This window comes from Rhodococcus sp. 05-339-2, from assembly GCF_002258965.1.
Taxonomy (GTDB): domain Bacteria; phylum Actinomycetota; class Actinomycetes; order Mycobacteriales; family Mycobacteriaceae; genus Rhodococcoides.
This window is the reverse complement of the sequence record NZ_NOYW01000016.1, coordinates 706,419-732,103: the sequence shown is the minus strand read 5'-3', so window position 1 is coordinate 732,103 and position 25,685 is coordinate 706,419. Positions and strand designations below refer to the sequence as shown.

The following is a 25,685-nucleotide window of genomic DNA, read 5'->3' as shown; positions in this document are numbered from 1 at the left end:
GTTCAGGTATGCCCACCGAGCCTTCTCCTGTCCTGACCTTTCCGCACGCGGCGGTCGCCCAGATCACCTTGCGCAACCCGCCGGTGAACGCGCTGACCCGACCGGCGACGCGTCGACTGCGCGCCGTCCTTCGAGAGTTGGCCGACGATGCCGCGGTTCGGGCGGTCGTTCTCACCGGCGACCGGGTGTTCAGCGCCGGTTCGGACATCACCGAGATGCCCGAGATGCAGAACGACGGTGACGTGCTGGCCCGCAAGAGCAATCTCGAGAACGCCACCCTGGAATTGCTCGACGAGCTGCCGCTGCCCACCGTCGCGGCAATCGGCGGATTCGCGTTGGGCGGCGGTCTCGAGCTGGCGCTGTGCTGCGACCTCGTCGTCGCCGACGCGGGAGCTCGACTCGGACTCCCGGAGATCGACCTCGGTGTGATCCCCAGCAGCGGCGGCTCCATGCGTGCGCTGCGTCGGGTGGGTCAGGCCCGCGCCGCCGAGCTGGTGTTGCTCGGCGAGCCCGTATCGGCCGAGACTGCTCTGGAGTGGGGCCTGATCAATCGCGTCGCTCCGCGTGGACAGTCCTTGTCGATGGCCCTGGACTTGGCGCAGGCGCTGGCGCGAAAATCCCGCTCTGCTGTTCGGGCGAACAAGCAGGCCCTCGCGCTCACGTTCGGAGAGTCCCCCGGCCTACCGGCGCGATGGGCGTTGCCGGTGTTCGAGGAGGCGTTCGAGTCGGCGGACGGCAGGGAGGGTGTGCGCGCCTTCCTCGCCAAGGAGTCACCCGACTTCGGATAGGCGGCGCTTGGCCAGAATCGTTGCGCCGGTGACGATCTCCCATCCGATGATGGTGTAGACCGAAATGCGCTCGAATGTTCCGCCGCCGAGGATTCCGGTGTCGGCGAGAAACAGGGCCAGCCCCACCAGGCCTGCAACTCCTGCGGTTGCACTGCTCACGGTGTACCAACGCGGCGCGCCGACGCGGCCGCCGTATCGGCCCGCCGCCAGCAGTACCAGGTTGCCGCCGACGATCGCCATGCCCGCACCCACCGCATGGGGCGTCGAGGCCCCGTCGACGGAGGCGTGAGCGAGCCCGACGACGATGCTGCCGACACCGTGCACAACGGAGGTGCCGGCCACTATCCACCGCGCGCGGCCCTCGAAGAGAACCGACAGTCCCAGCCCCGCCAGGACGAACAACGTGCCGTCGACGACGAAGCCGGTGTTCATCACCGCGTGCAGCGGCGAGATGTCCGGGATACCGAGGTCACTGATGTTGTTGCGGGAGTAGCTGTACGGCCGATCGGTCCACCCCAGCGCGGCGACGGCCTCGGCGGCCAGATAGGTCACCCCGCCGACGAGGAACGCACCAGCGGCCAGGACGGTCGTTCTCTTCACAGCTGTACGACCCATCTCGGCTCGACCCCGATGGGTCATTTCGCAGGCTCCACTCCCGGAGCCCCGATACACCTGGCGTGTACCGATTGGTACAGTACCGGCTCATGAGCGATCGCCACAACGTGGTGCCGATACTCGCAGGGGTGTTCCGCGACCACGGATTCGACGGATCGTCCCTCGCGGTCATCAGCAAACGGACCGGCCTGGGGAAAGGCAGCCTCTACCACTACTTTCCGCGGGGAAAGCAGGAGATGGCCGAGGCCGTCCTCGACGACGTCGAACTGTGGTTCCACCACAACGTGTTCGAGCCGTTGCGACACGGCACCGATGCCGCGTCGACCACCCACGAGATGTTCGAGCAGACCGCCCGATACTTCCGGTCCAATCGACTGGTGTGCCTGTTCGGAGCGTTCACACTCGGTCTCGACCGTGCCGTGTTCTCGGGCCGCGTCGCAACGCATTTCACCCACTGGATCGATGCACTCACTCCGGTACTGAGCCGTCTGGGACACGGCGACTCGGCCGCCGAACTGGCCGAGGAGATCGTGGCCGGGATTCAGGGCGCGTTGGTGCTCTCGCGCGCCTCCGACGACGCCACCCGGTTCGATCGACTGCTGGCGCGCCTGGAAGCCTCGGCGGCGCGGGTTCCTGCAGGGGTGAACGCATGACGCCCGAGCCCCTGACACCGAAGCCGGCACCCGAGCTGAGGAAGTTCGGGGTACGAGAACTGTTGCGGCTCATCGTCATCGGCTCGGTGTTGGCGTACTTCCAATTCGTCGCGATCGGCCGATGGGTGCGCGCGCCGCGGCGCGGATGGCCGCTGCACGCCTCGGAGGCCGTCGTCGACGCCTTCTTCGTTCTCGGTCCCACCTTCGTCAAGGTCGGGCAGTTGATGGGGTCCTCACCGGGGCTGTTTCCCAAGGTCCTCGCCGACACCTGTCTGCGCTGCCTCGACGAGGTGCCACCGTTCCCCGGAGCACAGGCGCGCGCCGTGATCGAGGCCGATCTGGGCCGCGGAATCGACGAGCTGTTCTCCTCGTTCGACGACGTGCCGCTCTCGTCCGCCTCGGTCGCTCAGGTGCATCTGTGTGTGCGCCGCGACAACGGCCGTGAAGTGGTCATGAAGGTGCAACGGCGAGGCATCTACCACCGAATGAAGATCGACCTGCGTATCGCGTACCTCATCGCCCGCGGACTCGAGAAGTTCATTCCGTTCTTCGCCACGGCCAACGCGTCGGCCATCATCGTCGACCTGCACGCTGCCACGTTCGCCGAACTCGACAGCGCCGTGGAAGCCAAGCGTCAGGACAGCTTTCGCGCGGCAATCGGCGCTTTCGGCGACAACGAGCACGTCACCGCTCCCGAGGTTTTCCTCGACTACTGCGGTGGCCGTGTCATCTGCATGGAGCGCATGCACGGTTCCCCACTCGACCGCTACGAGCCGGGGGATCAGTCCGAGCTCATCGTACGTCGCGCAGCAAAGGTCTGGATGGAAGCCCTTGTGCTGCACGGCCTGTTCCACGGCGACGTGCATGCGGGCAACGTCTGGGTTCTCGACGACGGCAGGGTGGCGTTCCTCGACTTCGGAGTCATGGGCGAGGTGGACGAGCAGTGGCGCGCGCTACTGCTCGACCTGTTCCACGCCACCGTGATCGACGGCGACTTCACCCGACTCGCCGGCACCGTCAAACGCCTGGGAATCGTTGCCCCACAGATGGGTTCGGATGCCGAAGTCGGCGCGATCCTACAATCGGTCTTCGCTCCGATGCTCTCGGCAACCCTCGCGCACTTCAGCCTGGCGGACTTCATTCGAGCGCTCGTTGGCATGGGCAAGCAGTACAAGACGTCGAGCCCGGAGGAGTTGATCCTGGTGGCCAAGCAGCTCGGCTACTTCGAGCGGTACGCAATCGAACTCGCGCCGGACTGGGCTCTGGGAACCGATCCGTTCGTGTTCAAGAACGTCTTCCCTGCCGAGATCGCAGCCCTGGCCGAGGCAAGAGGCGTCGAGCTGCCGGAGTGAACCGGCAGCCCGACCGCAACTCAGCGCGTGAAGTCGAGCACCACTTTGCCTGCGGCAGTGCGGTTCTCCAGTGACGCGATAGCGGCGGCAGCGTCGGCGGCCGGGAACACCGACGGCTCGGGTGCGCTGAGCGATCCATCGGCGAGCAGCGGTTCGATCTCGGCCCACTGCGTGGCGAGGTAGCCCGGGCGCGTCATCCACCATGCACCCCAGCCGACGCCGACGACGTCGACGTTGTTGAGCAGCAATCGGTTTACCTTGACCGTGGGGATCTCGCCACCGGTGAAGCCCAGCACCAGGATTCGGCCCGACGGCGCGAGCGAGCGAATGCTGTCGGTGAACCGGTCACCGCCGACCGGGTCGACGACGACGTCGACGCCACGGCCGCCGGTCAGTTCCTTGACCGCGTCCTTCCACCCGTCGACGAGCACCACGTCGGTGGCTCCGGCGGAACGGGCGATGTCGGCCTTGGCCTGCGAGCTCACGACGGCGATGACGCGAGATGCCCCGAGTACCGGAGCCATTCGCAGTGCGGAGGTTCCGATGCCCCCTGCTGCGCCGTGCACCAGGACCGTCTCGCCCGCAGCCAGACGGCCGCGTTCACGAAGCGCGAAGTGCACCGTCAGGTCGTTGAACAACAATCCTGCCCCCGCAGACAGGGACACCGACTCGGGTAGCGCGAAGACCGTGTCGGGTGAGACCACGGCGACCTCCGCCATACCGTCGCTCAGTCCCGTCAGCGCCGCGACGCGATCCCCGGCCGAGAAGCCGGACTCCGGCGGTGCCGACCGAACGATGCCGGCGATCTCGCTGCCGGGGACGAACGGCAACTCGGGCTTGTACTGGTAGAGGCCGCGGGTGAGCAACGCGTCGGGAAAGGCGACGCCGGCGGCATGAACCTCGATGACCACCGATCCGTCGCGCGCGGCAGGCTCGTCGACGTCCACCACGGTCACCGAATCGGGTCCGTCGAGGCTGGAGATCTGTACCGCACGCATGAGTTGTCCTCTCGGTCGGGATCGTTCCCTGCACGCCACCGTACAAAACAGCGAGTCCGACCGACGCTACCGGCATGTACTACGTGCTGGCCGAATGGGTCGTTCCGCAGGCTCCACTCCTGCTGTGCTCCAATCGAGGGATGAACACCACTCCCCTCACCGTCGTTCGGCCCGATGGTGATGCCCGCGGCGGCGTCATCGTCATCCAGGAGGCCTTCGGGGTCACCGACCACATCGTCGACGTCTGCAATCGCGTCGCGGCCGCAGGGTGGGTCGCGGTCGCCCCGCACCTGTTCCACCGGCAGGACGGCGTCACCGTGCTCGACTACTCGGACATGGATTCGGCCATGGCGGCCATCGGAGAACTCGAGGCGGACGAGGTGGACGCCGACGTGGACGCAGCGGCGACCGCACTGGCCGAACTCGGCTTCGAGCCCTCGTCCATCGCGATCGTCGGCTTCTGCATGGGTGGCAGTGTGGCGTTCCAGACCGCTGTTCGACGCCCCCTCGGTGCGGCCGCGACATTCTACGGCGGCGGAATCACGCAGGGCCGCTTCGGCTATCCCGCGATGACCTCGGTGGGCGACGCACTCCAGACGCCGTGGCACGGGTTCTTCGGGGATCTGGACGAGGGCATCCCGTTCCAGGATGTGGAGACGCTGCGTGAGATCACCGCGACGGCACCGGTGGCCACCGAGATCACTCGCTACGCCCACGGCAAGCACGGATTCCACTGCGACGACCGCCCTGCCGTGTTCGACGCCGACGCCGCCGCCGATGCCTGGGGCAAGACTCTCGCGTGGTTCGACGCCCATGTCGCACGCTGAGCCGCCACGCTCCGACGCCGAGCTTCTCGACGAGACCGAACGGATCGTCGCCTTCTGGACCGAGCTGTCCCTGCCCGGTCTGTTCGACGTCCACACGCACTTCATGCCGAAGAACGTGATGGACAAGGTGTGGAGCTATTTCGACAGTGCCGGTCCACTGACCGGCAGCGTCTGGCCCATCTCCTACCGGTTCGCCGAAGAACAACGGCTGGAGGTCATTCGGGGGTTCGGAGTACGGCGGTTCACGTCGATGATCTACCCTCACAAGCCGTCGATGGCGGCCTGGCTCAACTCGTGGGGTGCCGACTTCGCGGCCCGGACCCCCGACTGCCTGCAGACCGCCACCTTCTATCCCGAGGACGGGGCCACCGAGTACGTCGAGCAGGCGTTGACGAACGGTGCTCGAATCTTCAAGTCGCACATCCAGGTCGGCAACTACTCACCGAACGACCCCTTGCTCGACGGCGTCTGGGGTGCCATCTCGGACGCGCAGGTACCCGTGGTGATCCACTGCGGTTCGGGCCCGGCACCGGGCACCCATACCGGACCGGAGCCCATTGCCGGACTGCTGCAGCGGTTCCCGACGCTTCCGCTGATCATCGCGCACATGGGCATGCCGGAGTACAGCGACTTCCTCGATCTGGCCGATCGCTACCGGAACGTGCGGCTGGACACCACGATGGCGTTCACCGACTTCTCCGAGGCGGGCGCACCGTTCCCCGAACACGAGCGGCCACGGCTGCTCGAACTGCAGGATCGCATTCTGTTCGGCAGCGACTTCCCCAACATCCCGTACCCGTATCTGCATGCGCTGCAGGCCGTGAGCCGACTCGATCTCGGTGACGACTGGGTGCGTTCGGTCTGTTGGGGAAACGGCGCTGCACTGTTCGGCTAGAGAGGTCCTCTAGACCCAGAACTCGGCGATGCGTTCTGCGATGGCATTGCCCTGTGCGCGTCCGGCCACGGCTGCAGCCGATCGAACTGCGATGTCGGTGGCATCGGGGCCGATGGCGGCCGACGAATCGGCGTCGGGGGCAACGACCTCCACCTTCGAGCCACCCTTGATCAGCCGCTCTCGTTCGACGTCGAAGGGGTCGTGCTCCAGATCGAGGGCACCGACCCTGAACACCAGCACCTTCTCGAAACCGACTGCCAGATCGGCGTTCTCGCTCGCCCGGATACCGCCGTCGACATAGCGGTGATCGCCTATGGTCACCGGCGGCCACATTCCCGGGATAGCGCAGCTCGCGGCCACGGCGTCGATCAGCTGGACGCCCGAGCCACGATCGAGTACCCGATGCCGACCGGTCACGGCATCGACGGTGACGATCCGTAGATCGCGATTGGGCCACGTGTGCGACGGCAGCCGGCGTTCGATGATCGCCCTGCGCTCACGCTCGGAGATCGTCGAGGCCGCCAGAGCTTCGGTGCCGATACGCCGACGCGTGTCGATGGCACTGCCGTCCGAGTTCTGGGCCGCCCGAGCCAGCATGGCGACCAGCTCGTCGATCGTCGCCTCGGCATGCGGTTCGTGGTCCTGCTTGGCCTCGTCCGCCTGACGCTCGAACAGCTCGGCCAACGTGGCTCCGCTCGAGATCTGGGCTGCGACCGAGGACCCCGCCGAGGTCCCCAGCAGCATCTCGGCGTCGCTGACGTCTGCTCCCGATTCGGCCAATCCCAGTAGGACACCCGTCTGCCACGCAATACCTGCGACTCCGCCGCCGCCCAATACGAGTGCTCGCCTGGTCATGGTCGTACCCCCTTCTTCGAAAGATCCGTCAGGAACTTACAGCGCCGGTGTGTACACGGGGACGTAGCCAAGCGATGAGGTCGTCGAGTACGCGCTCCTTCTCCGGTTCGTTGAACACTTCGTGGAACAGTCCGTCGTACTTCTTCAGGGTGAGGTCGTCGGATCCGGCGCGCTCGGCGATCAGTTCACTGCCCGAGACATCGGCCAATCGGTCTGCAGTTCCGTGCTGCAGCAGCACGGGAATCCTCAGCGCAGGCAGTCGCGTCGGGAAGGTCTCACCGACGCCCAGCATGGCTGCGGCCAGGCCGGCCGAAACCGCGCCGTGGTAGCCCAGCGGATCGGCGACGTAGGCATCGACCACGTCGCGATCGCGCGAGACGAGAGCGGGGTCGAGCTTCAGCACGGGAACTGCCGGTAGTAAACGTCCGAGGACCTTACCCACGGCGACCAGGGCTTTCGGCTGACCGACGCTGGGGGCCACCGCGGGCCCGGACAGCATCAGGCCGTCGAGGTCGTCTTGGTGGTCGAGGGCGTACGACAGTGCGATGGCACCACCCATGCTGTGGCCGAGCAGGAAGGTGCGCTGATTCGGATGCTCGGCGGCGGCGATGCCGAACAGTGTGTGCAGGTCGTCGGTGAAGTCGGACCACTTCTCCAGAGACACCCGTTTGCCGCCGGATCGTCCGTGGCCGCGGTGGTCGGGTGCATAGACGACGAGCCCGAGGGAGCCGAGTCGTTCGATGACGTACCGGTACCGGCCGGCGTGCTCGGCCAGGCCGTGAGCCAGCACCACGATCCCGGTCGACGTGGTCTCCGGTGTCCAGACGTCGTAGACGATTCGGGTTCCGTGAACGCCGACGAACGACGACTCGACATGCTTCATTCGGTCACCGTACAAGGGCGGCGGGGCCTTCGACGGCTCATCGGCGAACCCACAGATTTTTGCTTGGGTAACTATCATCGTGGAACGGGCGATGTAGTTGTGACACGCCACTACCGATCAGTCCTCGCACCCCGGGGGCACGGCACCGACCAGGAGTGAAGAATCAAGAATGCGTGACGAGTCCGCCACGAGCACGTCGCCGCGGTGGCGCGACCCCAAACGCTACCTGTGGCCGCTGGGGTTGATCATTCCCCTGAGCCCGTTCCTGGCCTGGGGGCTGGTATCTCTCCTCGGCCCCGGGGCGTTCTGGACCCTCGGCCTGATGATCATGGGTGTCGCCCTACCGCTGGTGGACAGGTTCGCCGGGGTGGATCGCAGCAATCCCCCGGACGAGGCGATCGCCGCGCTGGAGAACGATCCGTACTACCGCTGGTGCGTCTACCTGTTCCTGCCGCTGCAGTACGCGGGGCTCGTCGCGGCCTGTTATCTGTGGGCGCACGGGCCGTTGGGAGTTCCCGAGCGAATCGGCCTCGCGATCACCGTCGGAATCGTCGGTGGAGTGGGCATCAACGCCGCGCACGAACTGGGTCACAAGCGGGCGCGCCTCGAACGTTGGCTCTCGAAGGTGACGTTGGCGCAGACCCTGTACGGCCACTTCTACGTCGAACACAACCACGGACACCATCTGCGTGTAGCGACCCCGGAGGACCCGGCATCGGCGAAGTTCGGCGAATCGTTCTGGAAGTTTCTGCCGCGCACCATCGTCCACGGCCTGCGCTCGGCCTGGACGCTGGAATCCCGACGCCTCGCCCGGCAGGGCCTGTCACGGTGGTCGTACCGAAACAATCTTTTCAACGCCGGGGCGATGAGCGTCGCCCTGTTCGCCGTACTGATCGCCGTCTTCGGCACCGTGATCGTTCCGTACCTGCTGATTCAGGCCGCGATCGCCATCGTGCTGTACGAGGCAGCGAACTACCTCGAGCACTACGGATTGCTGCGACAGAAACGGCCGAGCGGCCGCTACGGAAAGCCGACCCACCGGGACAGCTGGAACAGTGACCACCTGTGGAGCAACCTGTTCCTTTACCACCTGCAGCGACACAGCGACCATCATGCGAATCCGGTGCGCCGATACCAGTCGTTGCGCACCGTCGACGAATCCCCGCAGCTACCGGCCGGCTACGCGGTGATGATCTTCTGCGCGCTGGTTCCGCCGCTGTGGCGCACGGTGATGGATCAGCGTCTGGTCGACTTCTACGACGGTGACGCAGACCTCGTCAACGTCGATCGGTCCGACGCGAGGGCAGTGCGGAAGCTCGAGCAGCTGTGTGTCGAGCGAGCCGAGGCGCACTGACAGCTCACACCGCTGCAGGTTCGTCGGTCTGCGCGCGCAGGTAGCGGCCGAAGTGCGGCACCGTGAAGGCGATGGTTCCTCGTTCGGCCGAGTAGATCAGGCCCTTCTTGATCAGTCCGTCCCGCGCAGGCGACAGTGACGCCGGCTTGCGCCCCAGCTCGGTCGCCACGGCCGAGGTCGGTACCGAGCCGTCATCCACCGACAGTTCGGCCATCGCACGCATGTATTCGCGCTCGGCCGGCGTTGCCCGTTCGTAGCGAGAACCGAAGAATCCGACGGCCAGTTCCTCCTCCGCCGTCGGGGCGGCGACGCGCACGTCCTCGACGGTGATCGGGGTGTCGGCCGCGAGGTCCCACGTCGCCTTGCCGTACGCCTGGACGAAGTACGGGTAGCCGTCGGCGGCCGCGTACAGCGCATCCAGAGCGTCCGGAGTGAATTCGACGTCCTCCCGGTCGGCCGGGGCGATCAGGGCCAGATCGGCCGCCGCTCGTTCGAGTCGGCCGATCCGGTGGTAACTGAACAGGCGCTCGGAGTAGCTCTTGGACGCCGAGAGCACCGCGGGCAAGTGCGGCAGCCCGGCCCCGACGATGATCAGCGGCGCGGTGTCCTGGCTGAGCTCGTGGCAGGCCGCACACAGCGCGGAGATATCGGCGGGTCCCAGATCCTGCATCTCGTCGATGAAGATGGCGATGCCCACGCCCACGTCGCCGGCCAGCGCGGAGGCGTCGAGCAGCAGTTCCACGAGGTCGATCTCGATGTCGCCGGAGTCGGCGCGGCCGGTCTTGGCCGGGACGTCGATGCCGGGTTGCCAGCGTTCCCGCATGCCCTTGTCCGCGGTGGCGCGCAGTGCGAAGGCCTTGAGCACGCCGAGGAACTCGTCGACGCGTTCGGGATCGCGGTGCGAGGCCGCAATCCCACGAACCGCCATGTGCAGCGCCGACGACAGCGGTCGACGCAATTCCTGGTCGGGGCGAGCCTCGATCTTGCCGGTGCCCCATCCGCGGGCGATCGCGGCGGAGCGGAGTTGATTGAGCAACACCGTCTTCCCGACGCCTCGCAGCCCGGTGAGTACGACGCTGCGTTCGGGTCGGCCGCGGGTGATGCGTTCGAGCACGACGTCGAAGGCGTCGAGCTGCTTCTTTCGGCCTGCGAGCTCGGGTGGGCGCTGGCCGGCGCCGGGAGCGTATGGGTTACGCACGGGGTCCATGGGGCCAAAGTTACAACGAATCGTGCAATATATGCGGACATCTAGCTCGTGTCCTAGAGATCTGTATTCGCTCGATACTTGCGCGCCAGTCCAGGTCGCGGCTAAGTTCGTCGCTGTGAAGCGCATACTCGTAGTACGCCGCCGTAGCGGGGTCTGATTCGGACCGACCCCTCGCTGCGGGTCGTCGTGCTATCTCGGTCCTCCCTTCACATCCGGAAGACCACTCCCATGAATGCACTTGCTTCTTCTTTCGCCACAGATCCTTTCCACGGCCGTTTCGGCTGCGCTCTGCCGCGCACGATGCGGGACCAGATCGCCGAGTCCACCTGGCACTCCATGACGTGGACGGCCTTCACCGACCGCTTCTCGCCCACCACCGGGCCTCTTCGGCTCGGATCGTGGACCGGGACGAAATCCACCGGTTGCAAGATCGAGTTCGACGCCACCTTCGGCATCGGCGACACGATCATCGCCTGTGCTGCAACGACATACGGGCCGATCGAGGCGTTGACATCGATGCTCCACGACGCCGGATTCCGGATCGAGATCCTCTCGTTCCACCAGCAGATCATCGGCGACGAGACGGCAACCTTCATCCTCGCCGAGCACGACGGTCGTCGCGAATGGTCGATGGGCATGGCTGCCGACGCCGACCTGTCGTCGATCAGGGCCGTCCTCGCCGGGGCGAACATCCTGCATCGGTAGCGCTTTCTTCCCCTGTCTAGCGCTCGTGCAAGACAGGGGAAGATCTCGCTAGGGCATCTCGATCGTCTCGGCTCGGTGGACTTCGGCCAGTGCACGGCGCAGATAGGTCTCGGCGCGACCGCGACGCACCGCGAGTAGGTCCGCGACCACCAACAATGCGTGCGCAGGCCTGGGCTTCGTACGTGATTGCTGTTCGACGTCGGCGACGCCCAAGGCTCCGGTGAGCACCTCGACGAATCCCGCGATGTCCAGGTTCGGCAGCCAGTCCGCGCCTCGCACGGTCCGGCCCAGTACCTCCTGGACGTTCTCGCCGGTCAATCCATCGCTATGTACCTCTTCGAGCAACGTGCGTACCATTTCGGCATGCACGTGCCCGGCCTGCGCCGAGTCCGAGCGGCCCAGTAGTTCGACGGCGTCGTCGAACGCGATCGGATCCCGCGCCGCAACGGCGGCGAGGGCATCGTTCGTGGCATCGGCGATTCTTCGGACCTCGACGGGCCATTCGGCAGGCCAGGCGATGGGGACGCGACTCGGGGGAGTCGACGCCGGGGCAGGGGGAATCGACACGGGGGAGGAGTCGGTCATCACAGCAGTCTCTCACTCGACTCCGACACGGTTCCTTTTACCTGTAACTGGTGTTTATACTAAAGCGCGCACTGTGGCATCGGCCACACATGCGGATGTGGAGGAAGTGGCTCGATGAACGAACGGAACACCGTCGCCTCGGATCCCGGCGAAGTGATGCTGCAGGCCAGGAACGTGAAGTTCGACTGGACCGATCTGCCGATGCACTGGGTGCCGGGTGACCCGTACACCACGCACGTCCTCAACGTGCTGCACCTGTTGCTGCCTGCTGGTGAGCACTGGTTCGTCGACACGTTCAAAGAGGCCCTGCCGTACATCGACGACGAGAAGCTGCGCGACGACGTCATCGGCTTCATCGGCCAGGAGGCCGTGCACGCCGAGGCCCACACCGGCGTACTCGTTCACCTCGAGGCCAAGGGGCTCGACCCCAAGCCGTTCACCGATCAGATGGAATGGACCTTCGGCAAGGTACTCGGAGCCGATTCGGTGACGAGCCTGCGGGCGAAGAACAACCTGGTCGAGCGCTTGGCCCTGATCGCAGCCATCGAACACGTGACGGCGTTCCTCGGCGACTGGGTGCTCAACGCGGACGGTCTCGACCGCGCGGGCATCCACCCCACCATGCTCGATCTGCTGCGCTGGCACGGTGCCGAAGAAGTCGAGCACCGCTCGGTCGCCTACGACACGCTCCGATACTTCGACAAGCGCGAGGTCCGTCGCCTCCGAACCTTCGTGCTGGTCGTGCCGTTGATGGCGTACATCTGGATGCGCGGGATCATCTTCCTGATGAAGAACGACCCGGAGCTGCAGTCCGCCCCGAGATCCGTGCGCAAGCCTCGGTCGGCTCTGTGGCGGAAGTCGGTCAGACGCGGCACCCTGCCCGCGTTGACGCACGTCGGTCGCAGTATGTCGCGCTACCTCAGGAAGTCGTACCACCCCAGCCAGGAGGGCTCGACCGCGCAGGCCGTTCGATACCTCGCGTCCTCGCCGGCTGCGCAGGCTGCGGCGAGGTGAAGCTCACCTCGCGTCGCGTCCCGCGGCTGCTTCCCAAGGATGCGCCGCCCGATCTGCGCGGACGGGCACATCCCGATCGGTCGATGCAGCTTCTCGGCACGTTTCTCAACGGATACATGCGTGCGGCTGCCGGTGCGGAGTACGACGAGGCCGTCGCCGGCCACAATCCCGATTCCGCGTTGACGTTGGTCGTCACCGAACGCGAGATCGTCGCCGAGGACAACGATGTCGCGGCCATCACGCTCGCCTCGCCGACGGGGGATCAGCTGCCGATCTGGCATCCAGGCTGCCATCTCGATCTGCACCTGCCCTCCGGCCGCCGCCGCCAGTATTCGTTGTGCGGCAACCCGGCCGATCGCAGCTCCTACCGCATCGCGGTGCGTCGAATCCCCACCGGCGCAGGTGGATCCATCGAGATGCACGGGCTCGAGCCGGGCACCGAGGTGACCGTCCGCGGTCCCCGCAACGGATTCCCGTTCGTCGGTGAGGGCAGCGCCCTGTTCGTCGCAGGTGGCATCGGCATCACTCCCATCATCGCGATGGTCCGCGCCGCACGGATTCTCGGAATGGACTGGCAGTTCGTGTACTGCGGTCGATCTCGCGACACGATGCCGTTCCTCGACGAGATCGAGAGCTGGGAGTCGGACCGCGTGTTCGTTCGCACCGACGACGTCTACGGTTACCCCACCGAGGGCGAACTACTCCAGCGTGCACCCGCAGGAGGTGCCGTCTACTGCTGCGGCCCGACCCCCATGCTCGACGCCGTGCGCCGCGACTTTCGCCAGTGCCCGGCCACGGCACTGCATTTCGAGCGTTTCGGCCCGCCGCCCATTCTCGACGGCACTCCGTTCGAGGTGCAGCTGATCAGCACCGGTGCCGTGCTCGACGTCGCGGCCGACGCGTCGGTGCTGACCGCGGTCAAGGAACAGAAACCGAACATCGCATACTCGTGCCAGCAGGGCTTCTGCGGTACCTGCAAGGTTCGGGTGCTCTCGGGTGAGCCCGAACATCTCGAATCTCGGCTCACTCCCGAAGAACAACGTGATCACATGCTCATCTGCGTCTCCCGGGCACGCAGCGGGCGTCTCGTACTCGATCTATAGAACGGAAAACACTGTTGAGCAGCAACGCAGTTCGGACGACGGTCGTCAACGAGGGGATCCGCCTGGCGGTGTTCGAGAGCGGCAACCCCGAGGGTGATCCCATCGTCCTCGTCCACGGGTGGCCCGATACCCACGAGCTGTGGAGCCACATCGTCCCCCAGCTGGAGGACCGCTTCCGGGTGATCAGCTACGACTCCCGCGGAGCAGGCGAGAGCACGGTTCCCACCGAGCAGTCCGCCTACAAGCTGGCGCGCCTGGCCTCGGATTTCTACGCGGTCGCCGACGCCGTCAGCCCCGACGCCCCGGTACACGTGCTCGCCCACGACTGGGGTGCCGTGGAGGTATGGGAAGCCGCCGCCCAGCCGCGTGCGAAGGACCGAATCCGCTCGTACACATCCATTTCCGGCCCGAACCTCGATCACCTCGGCAAGTGGTCGCAATCGCGATTGCGCACACCCACCCTCACCGGAATCAAGCAGGTGCTCGCCCAGGTACGCGCGTCGTGGTACACCGTCACCTTCCATATCCCCCTCCTCGCCAAGCTGCGGATCAAACGGCAGTTCGCCAAGGGATGGCCCGCGTTTCTCGAAGAGTTCTCGGGCGTCGATCCCTCCCTCGTCACCCAGAACCCAACGCTGTGGTCCGACGCCACCAACGGCACCAATCTGTACCGCGCGAACATCCTTCCCATTCTGGGCAATCCACGCGACCGACACATCGACATCCCCGTCCACCTCATCGTCAACACCGAGGACGTCGCCGTGCGGCCGTACCACTACGACGACACCGGCAAGTGGGTGAAAGACCTGACCCGCAACGACATTCCCGCCGGTCACTGGTCGCCGATCTCCCATGCCGACGACATCGCGAGGTTGACGCGAGAATTCATCGACTCGCTGGACGCGCGGCCGGGAATGGAGCCCACAGGAACGATGTGACCGAAGGCCGGGAGTGCAGCCTGCAGGAACGACCCGATTGGATCAGGGGACCAGTACCAGCTTGTGACGGGTACGTGGGGCCCGCTCCCACGCGCCGGCCACCTCGGCCAGCGGTACGTTCTCGTATTCGACGGAGATCCGATGTGTGACGGCCCAGTCGGTCAGGGTTCGGTAGGCCTGCGCCGTGGCCTCCGGACCGTAGTGCAGCGGCATGAACCCGACGACGGTCGCCCCGAGCGATCGAAGGAGCTGCGCCGGAAGGGTGACCTCCGCACCGGCTCGGTCGCCGACCTGAACCAGACGAACGAGCAGATTTCCTGCGCGCAGTGCGGCCAGAGCGACTGTGCCCCAGGTGTAGTCGACCACGACGTCCGCCCCGGAGGATGCGTGCCGAATGGCGGACGACAGTTCGTCGACGCTCTTGTCGCCGACGGCGACCGTCGCTGTGGCACCGAGCTCGCGGGTGGCGTCGAGCGCGCCCTCGTCGCGTCCGACGACCGTGATCGATCCGGCCCCGAGCAGCGTCGCGGCCTGCACTGCCAATCGTCCGACGACCCCGGTGCCACCGAGGATCACCACGTTCTCCCCGTCCTTCATCCGGCCACCGTGGGTGAGCGGCATCAGGGCTGCCAGTCCGGCGTTGCCGAGCGTTGCGGCGGTCGAGAAGTCGAGCCCGTCGGGTAGTTCCACGAGCGACGCCGCCGGCACCAACGCCTGCTGGGCCATCGAACCGTAGGGCGGGACCGGTGGGCAGAAGTACACACGGCGACCGTCCTGCGTGGTGCCCGCGCCCTCGATACCGCTCACGGTCGGCAGTGACCGCGGGCTGAGGTAGTGGGTGCCCGCGGCGATGATGATGTCGACGGCATTGAGTGTCGCCGCCGCCACGTCGACCACCTCCATACCCTGCGCCGGTTCCGGGTTGGCGTGGTCGGCGTACGTGGGCACACCGAATTCGGTCAGAACTGCGGCTTTCATCCGTCCCCCTTGAAACGAATCGGCATTCACTGAATCGCCATTCAGTGTGTATCGTGACGGCAGAGGTGTCAACAGGGAGGGTGTGACGATGGCGGCCACGAGCCGGGCGCAGCAGGCCGAACAGACGCGCATCGAGCTGGAGAACGCTGCCCGCGTCGTGTTCGCCCGGTCCGGTTACCTCAACACCAAGATCGTCGACATCACCCGGCAAGCCGGCCGCGCAGCGGGGTCGTTCTACAACCATTACTCCGGCAAGGACGAACTACTGCTGGCGTTGGCCGAGCAAATCGGTGTGGATGCCGACATCATCGTCGCCACTCAGGATCCGACGGCCCGCGACCGCCCCACGATGCGACCACACGTGGAAGTCTTCTGGCAGTTGATGACTCGACACCGCGTGGTGATCGATGCCCTCCGCGATGCCGCACTCGTCAATGCGGACTTCGCCGAGCGAGTGCACCGATTCACGCAGGTCCAGTTCGAGCCGTGGGTGAACCGCCTCGCGAATTTCGAGAAGGCGGGCGTCGAGCTACCGGCCTCCCCGGCCACCACCGCGATGCTGATCGGCGGTGCGGCGGAGAACTTCGCCCGGCTGTGGCAGGGCTCGCCCGAGCAAGGACTCGACGCTCTGGTGGCGTTCGTCGATCGGGGAGTCTTCGGTCCGGCCGCTCGGTGAATCCACTCAGTGAGCCAGGTGCCCACGCAGCGTCGACGCGGTGTACTCCGATCGAAAGAGACTGCGCTGCTGCAATATAGGGACCACCTGATCGACGAAGTCGACGAGCGAGTCCGGGTAGCGAGGGCACATCAGGTTGAACCCGTCGGCACCACGGCCGATCCATGACTGCATCTCGTCGGCGATCGACTCCGGTGTACCGATCATCGTGGCGTGTCCACCACCCGCCGCGAGGGTGCCGAGCAACTCTCGGACCGTGGGGGCATCCTTCTCGATGATCCGCAGAATCGTCTCGTAGCGCCCCTGCGGTCCGGTGAACTCCGCTGCCGGTGGCAGAGTCGGAACCGGAGCATCGAGTTCCCAAGCAGCGCAGTCCTGCCCGGTGAATGTCGACAGCATCGCCAACGACTGCTCGGTGGGGAGCAGCAGATCCAGTTCGGCCTTCTTGCGGCGGGCTTCGTCCATGGTCGACCCGATGTACGTCACCAGTCCCGGCATGATCCCCACCGTCGCGCTGTCGCGACCCGCACGGTCGATCCGCGTCTTCACGTCCTCGTAATAGCGTTGCGCTGCCACGAGATCGTAGGCGACGGCGTAGATCGCCTCGGCATACTTGGCCGCCAGTTCGCGGCCCGGCCCCGACGCTCCGGCCTGAAACAGGACCGGACGACCCTGCGGAGACCGCGGTACCGTCAACGGACCGTCGACCCGAAAATGCTTGCCGTCGTGATCGATCGAGTGCACCTTGGCCGGATCGGCGTAGTTGCCGCTCCGATCGAGCGTCAACGCGTCGGCATCCCACGAATCCCACAGCGCCAGAGCCGTATCGACGAATTCCTCGGCGCGCGCGTAGCGCTCCTCACGAGCCGGAATGACGTCCATTCCGTGATTGCGCGCCTCGGCGTCGAACATGGAGGTGACCACGTTCCAACCGGCCCGGCCGCCGCTGATGTGATCGAGCGACGCCAGCATGCGTGCAGCATGGAACGGGGTGTAGAACGTCGACGACACCGTGGTGACGAGCCCGATGCGCGTGGTGGCCCTGGCCATGGCCGACAGCGCGGTGATCGGCTCGAGGAACCAGGTGCCGGCCCCGGCGGGATCGCGAACCGAATGTCCGTCGGCGAAGAACACGGCGTCGAACTTTCCCCGTTCGGCGAGCTGCGCGAGTTCCTCGTAGTACGAGATGTCGCCCAGGTCCTCCACCCGCGAATCGGGGTGCCGCCACGCCGCACTGTGGTGCCCGCAACCGTAGAGAAAAGCGTTGAGGTGCATGTCAGTCCTTGACCAGGCCGCCGTCGACGACGAGGTTCTGACCGGTGACCGACCGCGCCCACGGCGAGGCGAAGAACAGCAGTGCATCGGCGAATTCCTCGGGGGTGGTGACGCGTTGCAGCGGAGTCGACGCAGCAATGAAGTCGAACACCTCGGCCGGAGTGGCCGCGCTGGCGTCGGTGGTGCGCAGCAGTCCACCCGAGACCATGTTGACGGTGATGTTGTCCGCGCCCAGATCGGCGGCAAGAGTGCGGGTCAGGGAGAGCAGAGCCGCCTTGGACGCCGTGTAGTCGTGGTACGGCACCACCGGATTCTGGAACAAGTTGGTGCCCACGTTGACGATTCGGCCGAACCCGGCCTCGCGCATACCCGGCAGTGCAGCCTGGGTGGTGAGCAACGCCGCGCGGACGCTGCCACGCAACTGGGCGTCGAAGCGCTCCCAGGTGATGGTGTCGGCCTTGGGGCGGGCATCGCCGTCGAAGGAGAAATCGGCCAGTGCGTTGTTGACGACGGTGGTGATCGGGGTGCCGAAGTGCTCACGTGCAGTGCCGAACATCGCGGCGACGGCCGACTCGTCGGTGACGTCACCCTGCACTGCGATCGCGTTCTCGCCGAGCCGGTCTGCCAGCGCCTCGGCAGCATCTTTGCTGTTGCGGTAATCGATCACCACACGTGCACCCTCACCGGCGAACGCCGCGGCGATCGCTGCGCCCAGTCCGCGTCCACCGCCGGTGATCAACACTGTCTGCTCGTCGAATTTCATGCGCCTCGCCTCTCGTTCGAGGTCGGGACCGTCACGAGGGGACAGGAATACCGAACGTCACGACATTCCCTTCGCTGGTCCTAACCAGATCAGGTTCGACGGGTGTGTTCTCAGCCCCTGGGGGCACCCCGTGTCGCGCTCGACTGTACCCACCGGTCTCGGCAGGACGCTGCATTGCCGTCGATACGGCTCTCTAGCTCAGTTGATAGATACCCGAATACGACGATGACAAGTTACTGTGCCGCCATGGCCGAACGCGTCTACCTGGAGTATCGCCTCGACGAGAACGTCATCTTCGTTCTCGACCACCGCACCGTCGAGGTGTTCGACGCCGCCGTGAGGATCGCATCGGGCGGGCGCTGTCGGTGGCATGTGGATCAGCTCGGCGTGGACGCGAAGCCGACCCGGGACGGCACCAAGATCGTCCTCGGTCTGCGAACATCCGACGGCAGCATCGGCTACTCGGGCGACCGAATGAAGTTCACTGTCACCGACGAACAGCTGCCGCATCTGCTGGCGTTCTTCGACCGCGCGAAAGCGGCCAGGGCCCTCAACCGATGACCGCCCAGCCGTGCGGCGGAACGTTCACCCGCCCGTCGTTCAGGCCCGCTTCCCCGGCCAGCACCTCCCTGCCCTCGACCGCGTAGTCGATCGCGTCGTCGCCGAGATTCAGTGCCACGGTGATCGACTCGCCGTCCGCAGAAGCTCGGTAAACGAGTGCGGTGTTGGTGAGCTCGAGAGTTTCGGTGCGGGCGGAGTACAACCACGGGTTTCGGCGTCGTAACCCGATCAGCTCCTGGTGAATTCGGAACACAGGCCAGCCGTACGGGGCCAGATCGTCCGGGGATTCGGGGTACTCCGGACGCACGTCGTCGTCGCCGCCTACGCGGTCTTCCTTGATGCCGCGGAACGCTTGCTCGTCGCCGTAGTAGATCATCGGCATACCGCCCACCGTGAACAGAACCACCAACGCGTGCAGCAGATGTCGCTCGTCCTCGATGACGCTGGCGACGCGATTGACGTCGTGGTTTCCGACGAATGTGGCGGGTACGAAGGCGTCGAGCCACCCGTTGTGCCGCTCCAATGCGTGCGAGAGCTCGAAGAAGTTCTTCTCGCTCAGTCCGCTCCAGATGGCCTTCCACAGTTCGTACTGGGTCACCGAATCCAGCGTGGAGGCCGAGACGATTCGGTCGTAGTCGCCGTGGATGACCTCGCCCAGAAAGTATGCATCCGAATACTTTTCGCGCACCTTCGGCAGCACCGCGGCCCAGAACCGGGGCGGCACCGCATAGGCCGCGTCGAGTCGCCAGGCGTCGACGCCGCGTTCGAGCCAGTGCGAGAGCACGTCCACGACGTACTGCTGCACGTGTGGGCTCTCGTGGTTCAGCGCAACCAGTTCGTCGTGCCCCTCGAAGTTGCGATGCGTCGGCTCGTCGCCGGACCAATCCAGATGGAACCACCCTGCGGCCTCGGAGTCCGGTCCCTCGGCCAGGGCCTGACGGAACTTCGGAAAGCTTTGTGCCACATGGTTGAAGACGCCGTCGAACATGATCTTCAGGCCGCGTGAGTGCGCTGCGGCGATCAGTGAGTCGATGTCCTCGTCGGTGCCGAGCCTGCCGTCGACGTGGTGGTAGTCGACCGTGTCGTAGCCGTGCTTCTCGGATTCGAAGATCGGACCGAGGGCGATGCCCGACGCGCCGAGCTCGAGTGCGTAGTCGAGCCACTTCTCGATTCTGTTCAGCCGGTGCAGCTCCGCTTGGGATTCACCGTCCCAGCCGTGGACCGGTGCGCCGGTGAATCCGAGTGGGTACAGATGCCACCAGATGGCGTGCTTCGTCCACTCCATCAGGACTCCATGATCGAGTCGCGGCCGAGCTCGCCCGCACCGGTGTGGCCGGACAGGCTGGTCACCAGGTCGAATTCAGCTAGCAGGCAACGCAATACGTGCGCCACGCCCTCCTGTCCACCGAGTGCGAGTCCGTAGAGGAACGGTCGGCCGAGCAGTACCGCATCGGCCCCGAGCGCGAGGGCCTTGGCCATGTCGGCTCCGGTGCGTACGCCCGAGTCGAACAACACTGTCAGTTGCTCGCCCACGGCGTCGACGATCGAGGGCAATGCGTCCAGTGAGGCTCTTGCCCCGTCGATCTGACGACCACCGTGATTGGAGACGACGATGCCGTCGACGCCGTGCGCTGCGGCTTCTCGCGCGTCGCCGACGGTGCAGATTCCCTTGAGCACGATCGGACCGTCCCAATGCTCCCGCAGGAACGCGAGGTTCTTCCACGACAGCCCGGGGTTGGGGAACATCTGCGCCCAATGCATCGCGGCGGCAACGGGGTTCTCCTCGACGGGCTGGGCCAGTCCGGCCCGGAACGCCGGATCGCTGAGGTAGTTCTCGATGCCGAGGTTGGCCAGGAAGGGAAGATACCCGCGGTCGAGATCGGCGGGCCGCCAACCCAACAGGGTCGTGTCGAGGGTCAGCACCAGGGCGGTGAAGCCGGAATCCTTTGCGCGCTGCAGGAAGCTCAGCAGCACCGATTCGTCCGTCGGCCAGTACAGCTGGTACCAGCGGGGAGCGTCGCCACCCGCCTCGGCGACCTGCTCGAACGAATGCGATGCCTGCGTCGAATGTATGTACGGCACACCGAGTTCCGCAGCCGCGCGAACCGTCGCGAGCTCGCCGTCGGGGTGGGCGAGGGTCTGGATCCCCACCGGTGCGATCAGCAACGGAGCGGGCATGTCGGTGCCGAGCACGGTGCACGCGTGATCACGCGAGGCCGAACTGCGGAGCATCCGCGGCGTGATCGCCCATTTGTCGAATGCCGCGCGGTTCGCCCGCGCCGTCGACCCGCTGCCCGCGCTGGCGACGATGTAGCCGAGAGCCTCGGGCGAGAGCTTCTCGGCAGCCTGATCCTCCAGCCGCGCCAGGTTGGTGGTGATCGACGGTGTCTGCTGCGCGAACATCCCGGCGGCGTAGATGCCGAGTTGGTGATCGCTGAAGTTGCTGGGCCTGGCCTCGGTCATCGTTCGACCCTACCGGGGCACCGCCGAGGCTCGGGCGAGAAACGAGTCCAGCAGAGCCGAGCACCGCAACCGAGCTGCAGGCTCGGCGTCGGCGATGGCTCGGCGAATCTCGTGCACGTCCACCTCGTGTTCGACGCCGTCACGGTCCCATGCGGCCGCCCACGCGTCGTACGTGTCGAGGTCGATTTCGGGGTGGAACTGCAGTCCGAGGTGCGGTCCGTGTACGAACGCCTGTTGTGCGGCCCCGTTGCGGGCGATCACCGTCGCCTCCGGGGGAGCGACGAAGGTGTCTCCGTGAAACTCCATCCACGGGCCGGCGGCGACGAGCTCGGGATCGGACGACTCGACGTCGACGAAACCGTACTCGGGATGCTCGGACTTGCGCACGCTGCCGCCGAGCACCCGAGCGAGCAACTGACCTCCGAAGCAGACACCCAGGATCGGGACCTGCGCGTCGATGGCCTGCCGTACGTATGCGATTTCCGGTGCGAGCCAGGTCAGCGTGTCGTCGTACGCAGCGTCGGGCGAGCCCATGACCACCAGCAACTGCGCCTCGGACAGTGACGGCGGCGCGGTGTCGGGACTGTGATCGAAGGAGTGCACGTCCAACTGGAAACCCCTGCTGCGCAATTCGGCGTCGAGGGTGCCGATGTCGCGTCGCGCGAGAGCCGGGTCGCGGTCGTGGACGAGTACTACGGCGCGCGGGTCGTTCGTGTATGTCACAGGGCTCCTTTACGGTGTTCGTGCACACCGTACGACAGACTGGATCCGATGCCACCTCGTAGACGCACAGCCCGATCCACCACTGCCCGCACCGTCAAGGCCGGGCAGAGCAGCGCTGCGCGAAAGTTCGCGGCCGCGAAGAACGGTGAGCCGGCACCGAAGAAGGCCGCTGCTCCGAAAAAAGCCGTACCACGCAAGCGGGCCGCTCCGCGCAAGACCTCGCCGCGCAAGACTGCTGCCCCCGATCTGCGGGTACCCGATCCCGGTGAGCGCGTCTGGGTGCTGGACGTGCCGTTCGAGGATCGGTCGGCGGCAGGCGCTGCCGGAGCGCGCTGGTATCCGGGCCCTCGGGTGTTCGCGTACTACGGCACCGAGTTGCCGGAGTATCTGCAGCCGTACGAGTCGATGCCGTACAGCCTGCAGCGGTGGCTCGAGGACGACGCGAACGAGAATTGGCGTGACGAAGCTGTGCGGGAGCGGGCGATGCAGCCTCGCGACACCCAACTCGAGTCCGTCGGGCGCCATCTCGCCGCCCTCGAGGCCGGTTTCCCGTACTTCGCGCAGATGGATTCGACGGGTCTGGGCAAGACGCTCGCGGTGTGCGAGACCGTCCGGCAGATGTCGGCGGCCGAGATCGGCACGGTGCTGGTGGTCGCACCCAAGGGCGCGCTGCCGGGGTGGCGTCGCACCATCGCAGACAGCGAGGCAGACATAGAGCCGTCCGAGCGCAAGCGTTGGCTGCTGATCACCTACCAATCGACGAAGAAGCTCCTGTCGGTTCCGCCGGAGACCGATCTGGGCAAACGCAAACGGACACAGAACAAACGGACCATCTCGCTCGGTGAATTGCGGTTCGACATGGACGTGGTGATCGCCGACGAGTCGCATGCGCTGATGAACATCGAATCCCAACAGTCGCAGATTCTCTGGCGGTATCAGGAGGCGGCCCGTTCGGTGGTGTGGATGTCTGCCACGCCCGGCTATCAGCCGCTGCACTTCGCGTACATGGCTCGGGCGGTGGAGCGCAGTCGCGGCGTCGAGATCCTGGGCGACGAGGAGTACCTCGGGTACGCGGTGACGATGAAGTGGGCCGAGTTCCTCATCGAATCCGGGTTCGCCGTGAAGGCGGGCAAGGCGACGACGGGGTTGACGACGTGGCGCTGGGAGCCCGAGGACGCGGCCCGCCGCGCACGTGACATCGCGGCCGTACACGGCTGGCTGTCCGGAGGCACTGTGCCGTGGTCGATTTCGCGTCCCTCGCCACCGACGCCCCGCGAACCGCTCGGACAGGAACTCACTGCCGCCCAGAAGCGGCTGTACAACTCGGCATGGGTGGACTATCGCAAGGAAGTCGGGCTGCCGATCTGGAAGGCCGTCGGCGGAAAGCGCGTGCTGCAGAAGAACCCGAGTACTCGCGCGGCGACGCTGCGGTTTCGCCAGAAGTGCTCGTACTTGCGCATTCCCGCGTCCGCGGACCAGGTACGGACGTGGGTCAAGGCAGGCAATCAGGTTTTCGTCTCGATGTTCTACCGCGAGTCGGTCGCCGCGCTCGCGCAGACTCTGCGGGACGAGGGTCTCGATGTCGCCGTGGTCGACGGCTCCATGAGCAGCCCCGAGCAGGAGGCATCGATCAGACGTTTCCAGACCGGGGCGGCGTCGGTCATCGTGTCGACCACCACCAGTGCAATCAATCTGCACACCAACGAGTTACTGCTGCCCGAGGGGACGGTCTCGACCCTGGCCCCGCGCGTGACGCTGATTCACGACCCGAGGTGGACACCGATCGACATTCGCCAGATCGAGGGGCGTGCGAACCGAATCGACAAGGACCACAACCACACGACCTCGACCTGTTACTACGGTTACGCCGAGGGCACGGTCGAAGAAGAGATGGTTCTCACCGGCATCGAGCGCATAGCAGACCTGGGATCGATCGTGGGGCAGGCGGATCTGATCGACCCGGAGGCCTTCCTCGCGGCGAAAGTCGACGCCGGAAAATAACGGCAATCGTGATCGATCCTCCACCTGACGCGGGTACGTTCGGTCCCATCGGCATTCGTCGGTAGCGGGCTCACAGATGCACCAGGAGTAGTCATGATCGTTCTCGGAATCATCCTCGCACTCATCGGTTATTTCGCCGGCATATCAATTCTGACGACTATCGGCATCATCCTCGTGGTCGTCGGCGCGGTTCTGACGCTGCTCGGTTCGATGGGGCGCGCAGTCGGTGGCCGCAAGACGTGGTTTTGACCCACACGTTAGAACACACGTTCGATTTCTGTTAGTCTGAGCGTGCCCCCGGAGTTGGCGATGCGGCCAGCGGAGCCACTTCGGGCGGTCCAGAGCGGACTGTACGGATTCTCGAAGGCGGTCGCACGCAATGGCAGTCGAACCCGAGCCTGCGGCCGGCTCGCTCTATCGCGTCGGGGATCGATGGGCCGAGAGAGCACCGAAGCGTTGTGGCAACGGTCATCGGCTCGTCGCAGGGTCGGTTCTCGTCGGTTCGCGGGCATGTTCGTGTGAACTCGGACATCACCGGACGCATCAGTGCCAGTCCTGTGGCGTCGTGAGATTCACCCCCGAACTGGGCCCGTCGTGCAGTGATGCAAGCTTCGATTCGCGCGCCGCGCGCGCCCGACCTGCCGTCGTGGACAATCGTGTTCATGAACGAGGTCATGAAGAACAGTGAAACCGCGGTCGACCTGGGTCGACTCAGGCACGATTTCACGCGATTCATGATGAGCTACAAGTTCGGGATCGACGAGCTGATCACCAAGATCAACATCCTCAAGCAGGAATTCACCCACATACACCGCTACAGCCCCATCGAACACGTCTCGTCGAGGTTGAAGACGCCCGAGAGCATCATCGACAAGGCGCAACGGAAGAAGTGCTCGCTCAATCTCGACGCGATCCGCGAGAACATCTTCGACGTTGCGGGTGTGCGCATCACCTGCAGCTTCATCTCCGACACCTACCGCATTGCCGACATGCTCAGTAGCCAGAGCGATGTGCGCGTCGTCGAGACCAAGGACTACATCGCGAATCCGAAACCCAACGGCTACAAGAGTTTGCACCTGATCGTCGAGATTCCGGTGTTCATGTCCGACCGCGTCCAACCGGTGCTCGTCGAGCTGCAGATCCGAACCATCGCGATGGATTTCTGGGCAAGCTTGGAACACAAGATCTTCTACAAGTACCGCGGAGAAATTCCGCCCACTCTGCTGGCCGAACTGACCGAGGCCGCCGAGAGCGCGAACAAGCTCGACGAGAAGATGGAAAGACTGCACGACGAGGTGACGGAGCTCAACGGCGATGCCGAGAACTCCATCACCCTCGGTTCGATGCCACCGTTGGCATTGCCGCCGGAGTTGTTGCACATGCTGCTCACCGCGCAGGCCGACGCGATCGACCCGGAGTAGAGACCCGCACTACGACAAACCCCGCTGCTCGACGGGTGAGCAGCGGGGTTCG

At 65.6% G+C, this 25,685-nt stretch carries 27 protein-coding genes and 1 riboswitch; of the genes, 15 read left to right on the top strand and 12 right to left on the bottom strand.

Features of this window, described 5'->3' with window-relative positions:
* The first annotated feature begins 8 nt into the window (after positions 1-8).
* On the top strand, positions 9-788 hold the full coding sequence (locus tag CH273_RS17210) for an enoyl-CoA hydratase/isomerase family protein (RefSeq protein WP_032396805.1): 780 nt from the start codon (positions 9-11) through the stop codon (positions 786-788).
* Here CH273_RS17210 and CH273_RS17205 read toward each other — a convergent pair.
* A complete protein-coding gene (locus CH273_RS17205; protein ID WP_052049909.1) occupies positions 771-1,388 on the bottom strand; it encodes a DUF998 domain-containing protein in 618 nt (205 codons plus the stop codon). The genes CH273_RS17210 and CH273_RS17205 overlap by 18 nt on opposite strands.
* 104 nt (positions 1,389-1,492) lie before the next feature.
* On the opposite strand from CH273_RS17205, the gene CH273_RS17200 reads away from it, so the two are divergent.
* Both CH273_RS17200 and CH273_RS17195 read left to right on the top strand, forming a co-directional pair.
* The gene (locus tag CH273_RS17200) at positions 1,493-2,056 is read left to right on the top strand and encodes a TetR/AcrR family transcriptional regulator (protein WP_176459200.1); all 564 of its coding nucleotides are present in this window, start codon (positions 1,493-1,495) and stop codon (positions 2,054-2,056) included.
* Positions 2,053-3,408, top strand: coding sequence for an ABC1 kinase family protein (locus CH273_RS17195; protein WP_032396806.1), 1,356 nt, complete (start codon positions 2,053-2,055; stop codon positions 3,406-3,408). The genes CH273_RS17200 and CH273_RS17195 overlap by 4 nt, the downstream gene beginning before the upstream one ends.
* Positions 3,409-3,428: 20 nt before the next feature.
* Here the strand turns inward: CH273_RS17195 and CH273_RS17190 are convergent, their stop codons facing one another.
* Positions 3,429-4,406: an NADPH:quinone oxidoreductase family protein gene (locus CH273_RS17190; RefSeq protein ID WP_032396807.1), complete on the bottom strand. Its 978-nt coding sequence runs from the start codon at positions 4,404-4,406 to the stop codon at positions 3,429-3,431.
* A 140-nt stretch (positions 4,407-4,546) separates the two neighbouring features.
* On the opposite strand from CH273_RS17190, the gene CH273_RS17185 reads away from it, so the two are divergent.
* Entirely contained in the window at positions 4,547-5,233 is a 687-nt protein-coding gene (locus CH273_RS17185) for a dienelactone hydrolase family protein (protein ID WP_032397293.1), read from the top strand.
* Positions 5,220-6,128 (top strand): amidohydrolase family protein, encoded by a 909-nt coding sequence (locus CH273_RS17180; protein ID WP_052049911.1) that lies wholly within the window; start codon positions 5,220-5,222, stop codon positions 6,126-6,128. Before CH273_RS17185 ends, CH273_RS17180 begins: the two co-directional genes overlap by 14 nt.
* 9 nt (positions 6,129-6,137) lie before the next feature.
* On the opposite strand, the gene CH273_RS17175 is transcribed toward CH273_RS17180, so the two are convergent.
* Together CH273_RS17175 and CH273_RS17170 are read right to left on the bottom strand one after the other, a co-directional pair.
* The gene (locus CH273_RS17175; protein ID WP_032396808.1) at positions 6,138-6,983 is read right to left on the bottom strand and encodes a patatin-like phospholipase family protein; all 846 of its coding nucleotides are present in this window, start codon (positions 6,981-6,983) and stop codon (positions 6,138-6,140) included.
* A gap of 28 nt (positions 6,984-7,011) precedes the next feature.
* Entirely contained in the window at positions 7,012-7,866 is an 855-nt protein-coding gene (locus CH273_RS17170) for an alpha/beta hydrolase (RefSeq protein ID WP_032396809.1), read from the bottom strand.
* Positions 7,867-8,035: 169 nt separating this feature from the next.
* Between CH273_RS17170 and CH273_RS17165 the strand changes: the two genes are divergently transcribed.
* Positions 8,036-9,220, top strand: coding sequence for an alkane 1-monooxygenase (locus CH273_RS17165; protein WP_032396810.1), 1,185 nt, complete (start codon positions 8,036-8,038; stop codon positions 9,218-9,220).
* Between the two features lie 4 nt (positions 9,221-9,224).
* Here the strand turns inward: CH273_RS17165 and CH273_RS17160 are convergent, their stop codons facing one another.
* The gene (locus CH273_RS17160) at positions 9,225-10,427 is read right to left on the bottom strand and encodes an ATP-binding protein (RefSeq protein WP_032396811.1); all 1,203 of its coding nucleotides are present in this window, start codon (positions 10,425-10,427) and stop codon (positions 9,225-9,227) included.
* A 228-nt stretch (positions 10,428-10,655) separates the two neighbouring features.
* Here CH273_RS17160 and CH273_RS17155 point away from each other — a divergent pair, with 228 nt between their 5' ends.
* Positions 10,656-11,132: a 2-isopropylmalate synthase gene (locus tag CH273_RS17155; protein ID WP_032396812.1), complete on the top strand. Its 477-nt coding sequence runs from the start codon at positions 10,656-10,658 to the stop codon at positions 11,130-11,132.
* A 48-nt stretch (positions 11,133-11,180) separates the two neighbouring features.
* On the opposite strand, the gene CH273_RS17150 is transcribed toward CH273_RS17155, so the two are convergent.
* The gene (locus CH273_RS17150; RefSeq protein ID WP_230596940.1) at positions 11,181-11,717 is read right to left on the bottom strand and encodes a hypothetical protein; all 537 of its coding nucleotides are present in this window, start codon (positions 11,715-11,717) and stop codon (positions 11,181-11,183) included.
* A 114-nt stretch (positions 11,718-11,831) separates the two neighbouring features.
* Between CH273_RS17150 and CH273_RS17145 the strand changes: the two genes are divergently transcribed.
* From CH273_RS17145 to CH273_RS17135, 3 genes are read left to right on the top strand one after another with little or no spacing between them, the layout of a single operon-like run.
* Complete coding sequence (locus CH273_RS17145; protein WP_032396813.1) at positions 11,832-12,731, top strand: metal-dependent hydrolase; 900 nt, start codon at positions 11,832-11,834, stop codon at positions 12,729-12,731.
* Positions 12,728-13,834, top strand: coding sequence for a PDR/VanB family oxidoreductase (locus CH273_RS17140; protein ID WP_032396814.1), 1,107 nt, complete (start codon positions 12,728-12,730; stop codon positions 13,832-13,834). Before CH273_RS17145 ends, CH273_RS17140 begins: the two co-directional genes overlap by 4 nt.
* A gap of 14 nt (positions 13,835-13,848) precedes the next feature.
* The gene (locus CH273_RS17135) at positions 13,849-14,772 is read left to right on the top strand and encodes an alpha/beta fold hydrolase (protein ID WP_032396815.1); all 924 of its coding nucleotides are present in this window, start codon (positions 13,849-13,851) and stop codon (positions 14,770-14,772) included.
* A 42-nt stretch (positions 14,773-14,814) separates the two neighbouring features.
* Here CH273_RS17135 and CH273_RS17130 read toward each other — a convergent pair whose 3' ends face one another.
* Positions 14,815-15,750 (bottom strand): quinone oxidoreductase family protein, encoded by a 936-nt coding sequence (locus tag CH273_RS17130; protein WP_032397296.1) that lies wholly within the window; start codon positions 15,748-15,750, stop codon positions 14,815-14,817.
* Positions 15,751-15,838: 88 nt separating this feature from the next.
* Here CH273_RS17130 and CH273_RS17125 point away from each other — a divergent pair, with 88 nt between their 5' ends.
* A complete protein-coding gene (locus CH273_RS17125) occupies positions 15,839-16,426 on the top strand; it encodes a TetR/AcrR family transcriptional regulator (protein ID WP_032396816.1) in 588 nt (195 codons plus the stop codon).
* A 6-nt stretch (positions 16,427-16,432) separates the two neighbouring features.
* On the opposite strand, the gene CH273_RS17120 is transcribed toward CH273_RS17125, so the two are convergent.
* Positions 16,433-17,701 (bottom strand): LLM class flavin-dependent oxidoreductase, encoded by a 1,269-nt coding sequence (locus tag CH273_RS17120; protein ID WP_032396817.1) that lies wholly within the window; start codon positions 17,699-17,701, stop codon positions 16,433-16,435.
* Between the two features lies 1 nt (position 17,702).
* Entirely contained in the window at positions 17,703-18,464 is a 762-nt protein-coding gene (locus tag CH273_RS17115; protein WP_032396818.1) for a 3-oxoacyl-ACP reductase, read from the bottom strand.
* A gap of 48 nt (positions 18,465-18,512) precedes the next feature.
* Positions 18,513-18,605: riboswitch (TPP riboswitch) on the bottom strand.
* Positions 18,606-18,710: 105 nt separating this feature from the next.
* Between CH273_RS17115 and CH273_RS17110 the strand changes: the two genes are divergently transcribed.
* On the top strand, positions 18,711-19,025 hold the full coding sequence (locus tag CH273_RS17110) for a hypothetical protein (protein WP_032396819.1): 315 nt from the start codon (positions 18,711-18,713) through the stop codon (positions 19,023-19,025).
* On the opposite strand, the gene CH273_RS17105 is transcribed toward CH273_RS17110, so the two are convergent.
* Genes CH273_RS17105 through CH273_RS17095 form a run of 3 tightly spaced genes read right to left on the bottom strand, consistent with a single transcriptional unit; the run spans position 19,015 to position 22,211 of the window.
* Positions 19,015-20,310, bottom strand: a complete 1,296-nt coding sequence (locus CH273_RS17105; protein ID WP_032396820.1) for an alpha-amylase family glycosyl hydrolase — start codon at positions 20,308-20,310, stop codon at positions 19,015-19,017. The two genes, CH273_RS17110 and CH273_RS17105, sit on opposite strands and share 11 nt — an antisense overlap.
* Positions 20,310-21,488: an alpha-hydroxy-acid oxidizing protein gene (locus tag CH273_RS17100; RefSeq protein WP_032396821.1), complete on the bottom strand. Its 1,179-nt coding sequence runs from the start codon at positions 21,486-21,488 to the stop codon at positions 20,310-20,312. Before CH273_RS17100 ends, CH273_RS17105 begins: the two co-directional genes overlap by 1 nt.
* 9 nt (positions 21,489-21,497) lie before the next feature.
* Positions 21,498-22,211, bottom strand: coding sequence for a type 1 glutamine amidotransferase (locus tag CH273_RS17095; RefSeq protein ID WP_032396822.1), 714 nt, complete (start codon positions 22,209-22,211; stop codon positions 21,498-21,500).
* Between the two features lie 48 nt (positions 22,212-22,259).
* Between CH273_RS17095 and CH273_RS17090 the strand changes: the two genes are divergently transcribed.
* The 3 genes from CH273_RS17090 (at position 22,260) to CH273_RS17080 (ending at position 25,633) form a co-directional block, all read left to right on the top strand.
* Complete coding sequence (locus tag CH273_RS17090; RefSeq protein ID WP_032396823.1) at positions 22,260-24,212, top strand: helicase-related protein; 1,953 nt, start codon at positions 22,260-22,262, stop codon at positions 24,210-24,212.
* Between the two features lie 93 nt (positions 24,213-24,305).
* Positions 24,306-24,461, top strand: coding sequence for a DUF6131 family protein (locus CH273_RS27760; RefSeq protein WP_094611554.1), 156 nt, complete (start codon positions 24,306-24,308; stop codon positions 24,459-24,461).
* Between the two features lie 413 nt (positions 24,462-24,874).
* Entirely contained in the window at positions 24,875-25,633 is a 759-nt protein-coding gene (locus tag CH273_RS17080; RefSeq protein WP_052050039.1) for a GTP pyrophosphokinase, read from the top strand.
* The last annotated feature ends 52 nt before the right edge of the window (positions 25,634-25,685 follow it).

Excerpts from the sequence above, each read along its gene's own strand:
- CH273_RS17145 (WP_032396813.1), top strand. The coding sequence starts at position 11,832 with ATGAACGAACGGAACACCGTCGCCTCGGATCCCGGCGAAGTGATGCTG.
- CH273_RS17150 (WP_230596940.1), bottom strand. The coding sequence starts at position 11,717 with ATGACCGACTCCTCCCCCGTGTCGATTCCCCCTGCCCCGGCGTCGACT.
- CH273_RS17180 (WP_052049911.1), top strand. The coding sequence starts at position 5,220 with ATGTCGCACGCTGAGCCGCCACGCTCCGACGCCGAGCTTCTCGACGAG.
- CH273_RS17120 (WP_032396817.1), bottom strand. The coding sequence starts at position 17,701 with ATGCACCTCAACGCTTTTCTCTACGGTTGCGGGCACCACAGTGCGGCG.
- CH273_RS17105 (WP_032396820.1), bottom strand. The coding sequence starts at position 20,310 with ATGGAGTGGACGAAGCACGCCATCTGGTGGCATCTGTACCCACTCGGA.
- CH273_RS17210 (WP_032396805.1), top strand. The coding sequence starts at position 9 with ATGCCCACCGAGCCTTCTCCTGTCCTGACCTTTCCGCACGCGGCGGTC.
- CH273_RS17130 (WP_032397296.1), bottom strand. The coding sequence starts at position 15,750 with ATGAAAGCCGCAGTTCTGACCGAATTCGGTGTGCCCACGTACGCCGAC.
- CH273_RS27760 (WP_094611554.1), top strand. The coding sequence starts at position 24,306 with ATGATCGTTCTCGGAATCATCCTCGCACTCATCGGTTATTTCGCCGGC.
- CH273_RS17200 (WP_176459200.1), top strand. The coding sequence starts at position 1,493 with ATGAGCGATCGCCACAACGTGGTGCCGATACTCGCAGGGGTGTTCCGC.
- CH273_RS17100 (WP_032396821.1), bottom strand. The coding sequence starts at position 21,488 with ATGACCGAGGCCAGGCCCAGCAACTTCAGCGATCACCAACTCGGCATC.
- CH273_RS17125 (WP_032396816.1), top strand. The coding sequence starts at position 15,839 with ATGGCGGCCACGAGCCGGGCGCAGCAGGCCGAACAGACGCGCATCGAG.
- CH273_RS17155 (WP_032396812.1), top strand. The coding sequence starts at position 10,656 with ATGAATGCACTTGCTTCTTCTTTCGCCACAGATCCTTTCCACGGCCGT.
- CH273_RS17165 (WP_032396810.1), top strand. The coding sequence starts at position 8,036 with ATGCGTGACGAGTCCGCCACGAGCACGTCGCCGCGGTGGCGCGACCCC.
- CH273_RS17090 (WP_032396823.1), top strand. The coding sequence starts at position 22,260 with ATGCCACCTCGTAGACGCACAGCCCGATCCACCACTGCCCGCACCGTC.
- CH273_RS17195 (WP_032396806.1), top strand. The coding sequence starts at position 2,053 with ATGACGCCCGAGCCCCTGACACCGAAGCCGGCACCCGAGCTGAGGAAG.
- CH273_RS17190 (WP_032396807.1), bottom strand. The coding sequence starts at position 4,406 with ATGCGTGCGGTACAGATCTCCAGCCTCGACGGACCCGATTCGGTGACC.
- CH273_RS17170 (WP_032396809.1), bottom strand. The coding sequence starts at position 7,866 with ATGAAGCATGTCGAGTCGTCGTTCGTCGGCGTTCACGGAACCCGAATC.
- CH273_RS17185 (WP_032397293.1), top strand. The coding sequence starts at position 4,547 with ATGAACACCACTCCCCTCACCGTCGTTCGGCCCGATGGTGATGCCCGC.
- CH273_RS17080 (WP_052050039.1), top strand. The coding sequence starts at position 24,875 with ATGAACGAGGTCATGAAGAACAGTGAAACCGCGGTCGACCTGGGTCGA.
- CH273_RS17175 (WP_032396808.1), bottom strand. The coding sequence starts at position 6,983 with ATGACCAGGCGAGCACTCGTATTGGGCGGCGGCGGAGTCGCAGGTATT.
- CH273_RS17160 (WP_032396811.1), bottom strand. The coding sequence starts at position 10,427 with ATGGACCCCGTGCGTAACCCATACGCTCCCGGCGCCGGCCAGCGCCCA.
- CH273_RS17115 (WP_032396818.1), bottom strand. The coding sequence starts at position 18,464 with ATGAAATTCGACGAGCAGACAGTGTTGATCACCGGCGGTGGACGCGGA.
- CH273_RS17110 (WP_032396819.1), top strand. The coding sequence starts at position 18,711 with ATGGCCGAACGCGTCTACCTGGAGTATCGCCTCGACGAGAACGTCATC.